This is a genomic window from Robinsoniella sp. (assembly GCF_034124845.1).
In genome coordinates this window covers 1-10,248 of the sequence record NZ_JAWYAJ010000233.1, presented here as the reverse complement: position 1 = coordinate 10,248, position 10,248 = coordinate 1, and the positions used below count along the sequence as shown (strand labels likewise).

At 38.2% G+C, this 10,248-nt stretch carries 10 protein-coding genes and 1 pseudogene; 5 read left to right on the top strand and 6 right to left on the bottom strand.

The features are described 5' to 3' along the window. Positions 1-13 precede the first annotated feature (13 nt). The 5 genes and pseudogenes from rfbB to ACH2DQ_RS11420 all read right to left on the bottom strand — a co-directional run. Positions 14-892, bottom strand: a pseudogene (gene rfbB, locus ACH2DQ_RS11440) (dTDP-glucose 4,6-dehydratase); the annotation flags it as partial. A 37-nt stretch (positions 893-929) separates the two neighbouring features. Next, positions 930-1,826 (bottom strand): glucose-1-phosphate thymidylyltransferase RfbA, encoded by an 897-nt coding sequence (rfbA, locus tag ACH2DQ_RS11435; protein WP_394914403.1) that lies wholly within the window; start codon positions 1,824-1,826, stop codon positions 930-932. Between the two features lie 118 nt (positions 1,827-1,944). Further along, positions 1,945-3,126 carry a methyltransferase domain-containing protein gene (locus ACH2DQ_RS11430; protein ID WP_394914404.1) on the bottom strand — a complete coding sequence of 394 codons (1,182 nt, stop codon included), beginning with the start codon at positions 3,124-3,126 and terminating at the stop codon, positions 1,945-1,947. A gap of 200 nt (positions 3,127-3,326) precedes the next feature. Further along, positions 3,327-3,767: a hypothetical protein gene (locus tag ACH2DQ_RS11425; RefSeq protein WP_044292826.1), complete on the bottom strand. Its 441-nt coding sequence runs from the start codon at positions 3,765-3,767 to the stop codon at positions 3,327-3,329. A gap of 88 nt (positions 3,768-3,855) precedes the next feature. Then, the gene (locus ACH2DQ_RS11420) at positions 3,856-4,860 is read right to left on the bottom strand and encodes an LCP family protein (RefSeq protein WP_394914405.1); all 1,005 of its coding nucleotides are present in this window, start codon (positions 4,858-4,860) and stop codon (positions 3,856-3,858) included. A gap of 278 nt (positions 4,861-5,138) precedes the next feature. Between ACH2DQ_RS11420 and ACH2DQ_RS11415 the strand changes: the two genes are divergently transcribed. Further along, positions 5,139-5,687 (top strand): VanZ family protein, encoded by a 549-nt coding sequence (locus tag ACH2DQ_RS11415; protein WP_394914406.1) that lies wholly within the window; start codon positions 5,139-5,141, stop codon positions 5,685-5,687. 38 nt (positions 5,688-5,725) lie between these two features. Here ACH2DQ_RS11415 and ACH2DQ_RS11410 read toward each other — a convergent pair whose 3' ends face one another. After that, positions 5,726-5,962: a hypothetical protein gene (locus tag ACH2DQ_RS11410; RefSeq protein WP_394914407.1), complete on the bottom strand. Its 237-nt coding sequence runs from the start codon at positions 5,960-5,962 to the stop codon at positions 5,726-5,728. A gap of 761 nt (positions 5,963-6,723) precedes the next feature. On the opposite strand from ACH2DQ_RS11410, the gene ACH2DQ_RS11405 reads away from it, so the two are divergent. From ACH2DQ_RS11405 to ACH2DQ_RS11390, 4 genes are read left to right on the top strand one after another with little or no spacing between them, the layout of a single operon-like run. After that, positions 6,724-7,398 carry a GTP pyrophosphokinase family protein gene (locus ACH2DQ_RS11405; protein ID WP_394914418.1) on the top strand — a complete coding sequence of 225 codons (675 nt, stop codon included), beginning with the start codon at positions 6,724-6,726 and terminating at the stop codon, positions 7,396-7,398. A 47-nt stretch (positions 7,399-7,445) separates the two neighbouring features. Next, on the top strand, positions 7,446-8,123 hold the full coding sequence (locus tag ACH2DQ_RS11400) for a response regulator transcription factor (RefSeq protein WP_027294797.1): 678 nt from the start codon (positions 7,446-7,448) through the stop codon (positions 8,121-8,123). Beyond that, positions 8,124-9,623, top strand: a complete 1,500-nt coding sequence (locus ACH2DQ_RS11395; RefSeq protein ID WP_394914408.1) for an ATP-binding protein — start codon at positions 8,124-8,126, stop codon at positions 9,621-9,623. Further along, complete coding sequence (locus tag ACH2DQ_RS11390; protein ID WP_394914409.1) at positions 9,613-9,978, top strand: (2Fe-2S)-binding protein; 366 nt, start codon at positions 9,613-9,615, stop codon at positions 9,976-9,978. Before ACH2DQ_RS11395 ends, ACH2DQ_RS11390 begins: the two co-directional genes overlap by 11 nt. Positions 9,979-10,248: the final 270 nt, after the last annotated feature.

The window sequence follows — 10,248 nt, the reverse complement described above, 5'->3', positions numbered from 1 at the left end:
GAAGCCATCCTTATTCATTGTGAATTTTGGTTGGATCGATAGCATAGCGCATATCATGGCCTTTGCGGTCTTTGACATAGGTAATCAGGCTTTCCGGTTTATCCAGCGCTTTACAAATAATTTTAACAATATCGATATTCTTCATTTCATTGTGACCGCCTACATTATAGACCTCACCAACACGTCCGTTGTGTATGATTAAATCTATTGCTTTGCAATGATCTTCCACATAAAGCCAGTCACGGACATTCAATCCTTCCCCGTATACAGGAAGCGGCTTATCATTTAATGCATTGGCGATCATCAGAGGGATTAATTTTTCCGGAAAATGGTAGGGGCCATAGTTGTTCGAACATCTGCTGATTGTAACCGGAAGTCCGTAGGTTCTGTGATAAGCGAGAACTAATAAATCGGCACTTGCTTTGGAGGAGCTGTAAGGACGGCTGGTATGGATGGGTGTTTCTTCAGTAAAGAACAATTCAGGGCGGTCTAATGGAAGATCACCATATACTTCATCAGTAGATACCTGGTGGTATCTTTGGATTCCATATTTACGGCAGGCATCCATTAGGACTGCAGTTCCTTTAATATTGGTATCTAAGAAAACTTCCGGATTTTCAATGGAACGGTCTACATGGCTTTCAGCAGCAAAGTTTACAACCATATCGGGGTGTTCTTCTTCAAAAAGCCCGTAAACTGCTTCACGGTCTGTGATGTTTATCTTGGCAAAGCGGAAGTTTGGATGATTCATGACTGGTTCCAGTGTGGAGAGATTGCCGGCATAAGTCAGACAATCTAAGCAGACTATGCGATAGTCAGGGTATTTGTTTAACATGTGAAATACGAAGTTGGAGCCGATGAATCCTGCTCCTCCGGTTACGATAATATTCATAGTTTTCATTCTCCTTTGATTTTGGTTTAAATTAGCTCTAATGCAGGATATCCATGTATTTTCCGTCTAAGACATCTTTCAGGTACTGGCCATATTGATTTTTCTTTAAAACTTCATAGACGTTTATGAGTTCATCCCTTGTTATCCAGCCATTGAGGTAAGCTATTTCCTCCAGGCAGGCAATTTTACGGTGCTGGTGGGATTCTATGGTTTTGACAAAATTAGTGGCTTCCACAAGGCTTTCATGCGTACCTGTATCCAGCCAGGTGAATCCTTGGCCCAATAATTCTACATTTAAATTATTATTTTCTAAATAAATACGGTTTAGATCCGTAATCTCAAGTTCTCCCCGATCACTGGGTTTTAAATTTTTAGCATATTCAACGACCTTATTATCATAAAAATACAAACCAGTTACACAATAATTGCTCTTTGGATGTTTGGGTTTTTCTTCAATGGAAATAGCTTTTCCCTCGGAATCGAATTCGACTATGCCGAAGCGTTCCGGATCATCCACGTAGTATCCGAAGACAGTGGCACCTTTGCCGCTTTCGGAATTTTTGACTGCAGCATTAAGGCGTTTCTTAAGTCCATGGCCTGCGAAGATATTATCTCCAAGCACCATAGCAACAGTATCATTGCCGATAAATTCTTCTCCGATGACAAATGCCTGTGCCAGTCCGTCCGGACTTGGCTGCACAGCATAAGATAAGTTTGTACCAAATTGATGTCCATCGCCCAGCAGTTCTTTGAAACGAGGGGTATCCTGAGGTGTTGAAATAATCAGAATATCACGTATGCCCGCATTCATCAGAACAGACATTGGGTAATAAATCATAGGTTTGTCGTAAATGGGTAATAATTGTTTTGAGGTAACCATAGTTAACGGATATAGGCGGGTTCCAGAGCCGCCTGCAAGTATAATGCCTTTCATATAAAATTCTCCTTTTCATTGTTAATTGTTATCTTCTGCAAAATGAAATCTCTTTAAGTAATATCATTATAAAAGGTGCCCTAAGGGCACCTTCAAGTGTTTTTTTAAAAAACTTTATTTATTTTTTGCAAATAAAGATTCCGGCATCTTTTGTGATATAAAAACCACCAGTTGTTTTCTTTTTTACGAAGGAACGAAAGTCCTTGAATCGATCCACAATATACTGATTCTGATTTCCGTGGCAGGATAGAACATAGGAGATCAGCGTTTCTGAGTCAGGCACAAGCAGGGAATCATCGTAGGAGTTCCAGAGGACATTAGTAAAAAAAGGAGATAGTATTTCTTCTCCATTTTCACGTCCAAACCTTTCATACAGCTTATCCGCTGACAGGACAATACGATCATCAAAATCAGATACAAGCTGGCTTACTTCTTTCATATGCAGGCTTCCATAGGTACTGCAGATAAATGTGCCGTCAGATTTTAAAACACGGATCACCTCTCTGCATACGCTTGCAATATCATCACAGTAGAATAGTACATGGTTGGCTAGAACTAAGTTAAAGCTATTATCTTCATAGGGAATATGACTACAATCAAAAGTATGAAAATGAAAACGGGAATCTTCGGAACCGATACTTCGACGGGTATCCCGCAGCATACCTTCGGAAATATCTGTCAGTGTGATATTTGCAGCATCCGGTATCAGTGATAAGTTCTCTGTCCATAGAGTGCCATCACCACATCCCAATTCCAGAATATTATCTCCGGAACTTATGTGACATTGCTCATAGATCCAGGGAAACCAGCCTTGCGTATTCTGGGAGTACAAATGATGAAGATTAATTCTTGCGGCGATGTTAGATGCATTTTGATATTGATTTTTTAAGCTCTTTTCCATACCCATAACATGAATCAGCTCCAACATATGACACCAATCCACGGTTTTATCTTCTTGTATGGATTTGGAAGTATCCCGTATTGTCTGAGCCACGACTTGCATTTGTTCGATGCGGTCTTCCACAAGTTTCAGCTGAAGATTTAGAGAATCAACCATAAAATGTTCATCGGTATTCGTAATTGTCATTTCCCGGATATCATCCAGCGAAAATCCTAAATATTTAAGCAAGAGTATCTGCTGTAGCCTGGCAAAATCGTCGTATGTATAGAAACGTGCACCTGAATCACTGACATAAGATGGCTTTAGAATCTGATGTTCATCATAATAGCGCAGTGTTTTCTTCGTAATATGGGAGAGGCTGGCAAATTCACCGGAAGAATAATAACCTGGTATTTTCATCCATATTAATTCCTTTCATATTGAATAATAAAACTATTATATATAGGAAAGTCCGTGACTTCAATAGAAACATGCTGCTATGCCATTTTAAAAGAAGTAAAGACATAAGATAACTAATGAAACATCAAAAAACCTGCCGCCTAAAAAGGCAGCAGGCTCATAACCCAACAGTATACCCAATATTCACAAACATTTCTGTATTATTTCTTGTCTACTAAAAACAGTACCGGTGACAGAGATTTAAATGTCACAGTTACTTCCTGGTCCTCCACACTATCTGGTGTAAGTACTTCCCACTTGTCATCTTTCTGTAAATGAAGAACTTTTACGTTTTCATCTTTCTGGATACTTGGGATAGCAAAAGTAATAGATACTTCATCAAAATCAACGCCATCCAGGCTTACGTCAACTGCATAAGCAATTGCCATATTCTTCAGGGAAGGATCAACTGTTGCAGGATCTACGGTTACTTTTGTTTTTGTGATTTTTAATTTGCTGATATCGATACTCTTGCCATTTACCATAACTTTACTTGCTTTTACGTTAACAGTAGGACTTGGAGCAGCGAATGCTGACATTGTAAAGGAAAGCATTAATGCAAATGCCAATACAAGAGAGCCAATTCTTTTTATGTTTTTCATGTTAGTTACCTCCGTTTTGTGTTAAATTTTATTGTGAATACCCCTACAGAAATGTAAGTGTATACTGTCCACCAATTTAAGGAGAGTTTTATTTTTGCTTTGTGTAGAAGAGATCCAGAACCAGTTCTTTCAGTCCCTTTTCATCTGCATGGAATTCAGCATAAAATTTCCCCTCGGTAAGCTTTCCGGGAACCATATGGAAATTCTCATCTCCAAGGCCGGATTTTGCAAATTTGTCAAATAAGGTCTGCATTTGAGCAGTGTTTAAATCAGTTACTACATATTTTTGAATCTGTTTATACAGCGTAAGGATACTAAACGGATCTTTTGATGTTTCAGACGCCAGCTTTTTCGTAAATGCAGTAATATATTGTTTTTGTCGCTGTATTCTTAACTGATTGGAATCCAATTTATCGGTATCACGGTATTTTACGTATTGTAAAGATTGTTTTCCTTTTAACTCAACGGTTTTTCCTTTAGCCAAAGCGGAATCCTGGCTGGTAAGATCCTCCAGTACTTCTACGGATACTCCGCCGATAGCGTCATTAATCGTAGGAATAGCAGCCATTTTCATTGCAACATAATGATCGATTTTGATGCCGCCAAATAAGTTTGACACCGCTTTTACTGTATTCAGACAGCTTTGTTCCTTGCCATCCCCATATCCATGGGAGAGTGCGATCTGAAGATTTGCGGTCCGAAAATATTCGCCATAGATATCCAGCATATCTACATCTGTCATGGTATCCCGGTTGATGCCGATAATCTGGCTTTTTCCGGTGTCTTTGTCTGAAACTACTAAGAACAGACAGTCAGCCATACCGCTATCCCCCAGGGAATCAACAGTACCGTCTTCCTGTTCATTGTTGACGTTGTCAATACCCATGAACAATGTCGTCTCAATATTGGATTTCAGAGTATAAGTTTCCTTGTTATATGTAACCTTAGATTCGGCTTTTTTTGTTTCGCCTTGATTTTTTGCTTCTGCAGCATGTACAAACTGTGTACTGCACAGCAAATAGGTTATACTAAAAATGCATGTACAAATTAGCACTAATTTCTCAATTATAGCAAAACCTCTTTCTTTGTACATAACTAAACCACCACCTTTCATTTGGATTTAGGATATCTCTTTTAGCAAGATTTGTCAATGAATTTATGTGATTTAGTACAAGAAACAGCAGGATATTTAATAGAAATGAAAGAATAAAAAGGAAGACGCTTCATGGAAAGACTATTAAGATTATATGACGCAAATATTAATAAAATTATTTACAATATTCCCATATATTATGGTATCATTATAAATTAGTCTGGTAGCAGACATGTTATTTTGCTTTAACAGAAATAGAAAACAGAAGCAGGGAAGTTATGTTTATGAAAGCACTCATTTTGAAAGACTTTAAAGAATTCATTTTTGCATACGGTATCAGGGGCATACTGTTCGGAATTGGTATTATATTTCTACTTGTAATAATTCTGTGGAGTGTTAAGAAATTTTTTAATCAACAGTTGAAAATAAGAGGTTCTCTGTTAACGGTTATTTATATCTTTTCTGTATACTGTTATCTGGTTCTGGAGATCGCTTATTTTTCCAGGGAGCCGGGGTCAAGAACGAGGGCGGATTTAATGATTGGTGCTACTTTTCAGAATACGCCCAGGGCAATGTCGTATGTGATTGAAAATATTATTATGATGATTCCTTTGGGATTCTTGGTACCGATTCTCTGGAAACGGATTCATACGGTTTGGAGATGTCTTGGAGTTGGATTCCTTACAAGTCTGGCTATTGAAATATTTCAGTTTATTTCTGAGCGGGGGTATTTCCAGACAGACGATATTTTAACAAATGTGCTTGGAACTTTGATTGGTTATTGGATATATTTATGCGTGATAAAGGTTCGATCAAAGATGAATTAGTTTTATTAGTTTTTATGACTATAAATGATGTAATAGATCTAGGAAGGGAATCTTTCCCCAATCCGCACCAATCCCCCATCCAACCGCAACAACCCCGACAACGTCACCAATACCTGTCCAGGTATATAAAACACCCAAACCATACTGGGCGCAATCCGATACCAGTTGTCCAGCCATCCCCCTCTGCTCAATTCCACATATAACGTCAAATTACCAATCCCCACATGAATATCACAAAACAGCAGCAGGCAGACTCCAAGGGCAAATAATCCCATTTGTTCCCTCCATGAATGGAAGAGATTGAAAAGGAGACAGAAGAAATAAACTGCGGCTAATGCAGCAGTACTGTTTATTTCGATGGAAGCCAGCCGGCAGATCAGGCAGAATATTAAGCTTCCTCCGGCCCCAAATGTCAACATGGTAAAAACATTCTTTTGCATAATTTTGCAGTAACAGATCTGCACAATCAAGAACATACAGATCCCCAGGAAATAAAATTTTGTGAATATAAGAAAATAATCTGCAAATAATGAGAAAAATAAAGATGCAGTAATAAAAACAAAATAGCGGCTGGAGGACTTTGTACTCAGATAATACCAGATGCTGAAAAACAGGCATGTAAGCACGGTACAGAATTTTAGTATTGTAATGGGCAGATGTGGAAATAATCCAAGGAAATCGGATAAGAATATCATAGAATAAAAAGTAATTTCAATTAAAAGAAAACACTTCAAAGAAAATTTTTCCATCGCCCGCCACCTCTTTTTCACATTGTTTGGTATGTATCTTTGCTTTTGACAACATAACCATAATATTGCCAAAAGAACCATAAAATAAACGTAAAAATAGTATAAAGTTTTGCTTTTACCTTGTATGGATGCAACACTTATGCTAGAATAGGGGAAGTATTATGAGACGTCTTTGTGTGTTGGAAAAGTACCAGGTACTCCATCCGAACAGTAACAATAGTGCCGCACGGTGGTACTAGTTCAGGCGTTTGGGTATTACAAAGGAGGAGAAATCTTTGGAAAAAGAAATGAGTTTTATAAATAAACGCATTATTCCGGATTCCGCAGGTCCGTTATTCAGACAGGCAAAAGAATTCGATGAATTAATGATGATGTATAATTGTGCGATTCGTGAAATTAAAACAAAACTGGAAGTGTTGAACGATGAGCTGTCTGTAAGGTATAACCGAAACCCGATTGAATTTATCAAATCCAGAATTAAGAAACCGATTAGTATTGCGAATAAACTCCAGAGCAGAGGGCTGGAGGTATCAATAGATTCTGTTGTAAATAATTTAAATGACGTAGCAGGTATCCGGGTTATCTGCTATTTTATTGATGATATTTATGATGTGGCTAAGATGCTGGCCAGACAGGATGACGTGAAGCTTCTGGAAGTGAAGGATTATATCCGCAATCCAAAAGAAAATGGTTACCGCAGCCTGCATATGATCGTAGAGGTGCCGGTTTTCTTTTCAAAGGCAAAACAGAATATGAGAGTAGAGGTACAAATCCGTACCATTGCCATGGATTTCTGGGCAAGCCTGGAGCATCAGCTTCGTTATAAAAAGAACTTTGAGGACATTAAAGACAGCGAGGATATCAGTCTGGAACTTAAGAAATGTGCGGAAGTGATTGCTGACACTGATTGCAAAATGCAAAATATTCGTGAACGGATTGGGGTTTTCACAGAACTGACATAATTTGTTGTTATACTTCATTCAGAATACAGGTTCGGAGGTTGGAGATAATGGATAAATTAAAAGTTTTAGTTGTAGATGATGAAAGCAGAATGAGAAAGCTGGTAAAAGACTTTCTCGTTAAAAAAGATTTTGTTGTGTTAGAGGCAGAGAACGGAGCAGAGGCCCTGGACGTTTTCTTTGAAGTAAAAGATATAGCACTGGTGATTCTGGATGTGATGATGCCCAAAATGGATGGCTGGCAGGTATGCAGGGAAATCCGTACCTATTCCAAGGTGCCGATTATCATGTTAACTGCAAAAAGCGATGAACGGGATGAACTGCTTGGATTTGAACTTGGCGTTGACGAGTATATATCAAAACCTTTTAGTCCAAAGATTCTGGTTGCGAGAGTAGAAGCGATACTTAGAAGAACGAATTCTATATCACCGGATGAAATTATTATTGCAGGAGCAATTGAGATTAATAAGGCGGCTCATCTTGTGAAAGTAGATGGAAAGCCGGTAGATTTAAGCTATAAAGAATTTGAGCTGTTGGCATATTTTGTAGAGAACCAGGGACTGGCACTTTCCAGGGAGAAGATTCTGAACAGCGTCTGGAACTACGATTACTTTGGCGACGCCAGAACGATTGATACACACGTGAAAAAACTCCGCAGTAAATTGGGTGAAAAAGGTGATTATATTAAAACGATCTGGGGAATGGGCTACAAGTTCGAGGTGGAATAGATGAAGCATTCAATTCGGAGACAAATGGCGCTTATCTTTATCGGACTGGTAGTGCTTATGCTGGTCGCAAACTGGCTTATCAATAACTTCTTCCTGGAGAGTTATTATGTTGTAAAAAAGGAAAAGGTTCTGGTAAATGTTTTTCAGGAAATAAATAAAGGTGATATTGATAATAACTATAATACAAGTGAATTCTGGGAAAATTTAAACAGTCTGTGCGGTCAGAATAACATTAATCTTGCGATTCTCAATGAGAACTTACTTCCTTTGTACACGAGTAATGACAGCAAGGAAGTAAAAAATATGGTTGGCAGGGTTTTTGGATATGTTATGGGATTGGATAATTCAGACATCAGTATATTGAGACAGGGAGATAACTTCCTTGTGCAAAAAAATTGGGATGATATATCGAAATCAGAGTTTCTGGAAATGTGGGGCATATTAGATTCCAATGATTATGTGATTATGCGAATCCCCCTGGACAGTATCCGTGATAACGTTAAAATCTCAAATGAATTCCTGACATACATCAGTATCATTTTCATTTTGCTCGCGATTATTATTATCTGGTGGCTGTCCAATCATATTACAGCACCGATTCTGGAGCTTACCGATTTATCCAAACGAATGGCAAGCCTGGATTTTAACGCAAAATATAAAAGCGGCGGAAAAAATGAAATCGGTCAGTTGGGAGATCATTTTAATCAGATGTCAGAAACTCTGGAGACAACAATTTCCGAATTAAAGACAGCAAATAATGAACTGCAAAAAGATATTGAGCAAAAAATACAGATTGATGAAATGCGTAAAGATTTCCTGTCAAATGTTTCCCATGAATTAAAGACGCCGATTGCCCTGATCCAGGGATATGCGGAAGGCTTACGGGAATGCATAAATGATGATGAAGAGAGCCGGGACTTCTATTGTGAAGTAATCATGGATGAAGCATCAAAGATGAATCAGATGGTCAAAAAGCTTCTGACGTTAAATCAGCTTGAATTTGGACAGGAAAAAGTAGTTATGGAGAGGTTTGACTTAACGGCTCTGGTTCGTGGTGTGGTACAATCAGCGGGTATTCTTGGACAGCAAAAAGGTGCGAAAATCATTTTTGAACAGGAGCAGCCAGTTTACGCGTGGGCAGATGAATTTAAAATAGAAGAAGTCATCACTAATTATGTCAGCAATGCACTCAATCATGTGGCAAATGAAATGATTGTGGAAGTCAAGATCTGCAGTGTGAATCAAAAAATACGAGTTTCTGTATTTAATACAGGACTTCCCATACCAGAAGAAGATCTGGATAAGATTTGGATAAAATTCTATAAGGTGGATAAAGCCAGAACGCGTGAATATGGCGGCAGTGGTATCGGTCTGTCCATTGTAAAAGCGATCATGGATTCCTACCGACAGAAATGCGGTGCAATAAATTACGATAACGGAGTGGAATTCTGGTTTGAATTGGATGGAGATGAAGCCAGAGGAGTAGAATATGAAGCGTGATCTTATCATATGTACCTGTAACGGAGTAACTGCCGGACAAATAGAGGATGCAGTTTATGGAGGAGCCAGAACATTTGAAGATGTACAGCAGCTCCTTCATATAGGAAAGCAATGTATTAAGTGCAAGGAGATGGCAGGTTTTCTGATCGAAAGTCTGGCAGAAGAACTGGACGATAATACTGTGCTGTTACAAAACTTTTTAAAACTTGCTCCGGTAGGGATTCGTCAGGTTCAGCCAAAAACCAGACACGGATATAAATCAATTATATGTGGTGTTATTAAGTATGGGACACAATATATTGTGGCTATGCATCTTTCAAAAATTCCGGAGAAAATTCTTCGGAATTTTTTGTAAAAAAAGGTAATTATATAGTTGACAATTGATGAATGAAATGGTATTATATCAAAGTCGCTTAAAACAAACGACAAGAAATACTAAAAAGTGCATAATGTGTAAAGCATTCTATTGAATCATACACATAAAACTTTGTGAAAAAAGTTGTTGACAAGCACTTGGCAGTGTGATAGGATATAGAAGTTGCGCTAAAGAGTACAACAACAAAGAGAAACAGCAGAACCTTGATAATTGAACAGTGAAACAACCTTGAAAGATTCTATTAAAGAG

Excerpts from the sequence above, each read along its gene's own strand:
- rfbA (WP_394914403.1), bottom strand. The coding sequence starts at position 1,826 with ATGAAAGGCATTATACTTGCAGGCGGCTCTGGAACCCGCCTATATCCG.
- ACH2DQ_RS11400 (WP_027294797.1), top strand. The coding sequence starts at position 7,446 with ATGGATAAATTAAAAGTTTTAGTTGTAGATGATGAAAGCAGAATGAGA.
- ACH2DQ_RS11430 (WP_394914404.1), bottom strand. The coding sequence starts at position 3,126 with ATGAAAATACCAGGTTATTATTCTTCCGGTGAATTTGCCAGCCTCTCC.
- ACH2DQ_RS11425 (WP_044292826.1), bottom strand. The coding sequence starts at position 3,767 with ATGAAAAACATAAAAAGAATTGGCTCTCTTGTATTGGCATTTGCATTA.
- ACH2DQ_RS11390 (WP_394914409.1), top strand. The coding sequence starts at position 9,613 with ATGAAGCGTGATCTTATCATATGTACCTGTAACGGAGTAACTGCCGGA.
- ACH2DQ_RS11415 (WP_394914406.1), top strand. The coding sequence starts at position 5,139 with ATGTTTATGAAAGCACTCATTTTGAAAGACTTTAAAGAATTCATTTTT.
- ACH2DQ_RS11405 (WP_394914418.1), top strand. The coding sequence starts at position 6,724 with ATGAGTTTTATAAATAAACGCATTATTCCGGATTCCGCAGGTCCGTTA.
- ACH2DQ_RS11395 (WP_394914408.1), top strand. The coding sequence starts at position 8,124 with ATGAAGCATTCAATTCGGAGACAAATGGCGCTTATCTTTATCGGACTG.
- ACH2DQ_RS11420 (WP_394914405.1), bottom strand. The coding sequence starts at position 4,860 with ATGTACAAAGAAAGAGGTTTTGCTATAATTGAGAAATTAGTGCTAATT.
- ACH2DQ_RS11410 (WP_394914407.1), bottom strand. The coding sequence starts at position 5,962 with ATGGGATTATTTGCCCTTGGAGTCTGCCTGCTGCTGTTTTGTGATATT.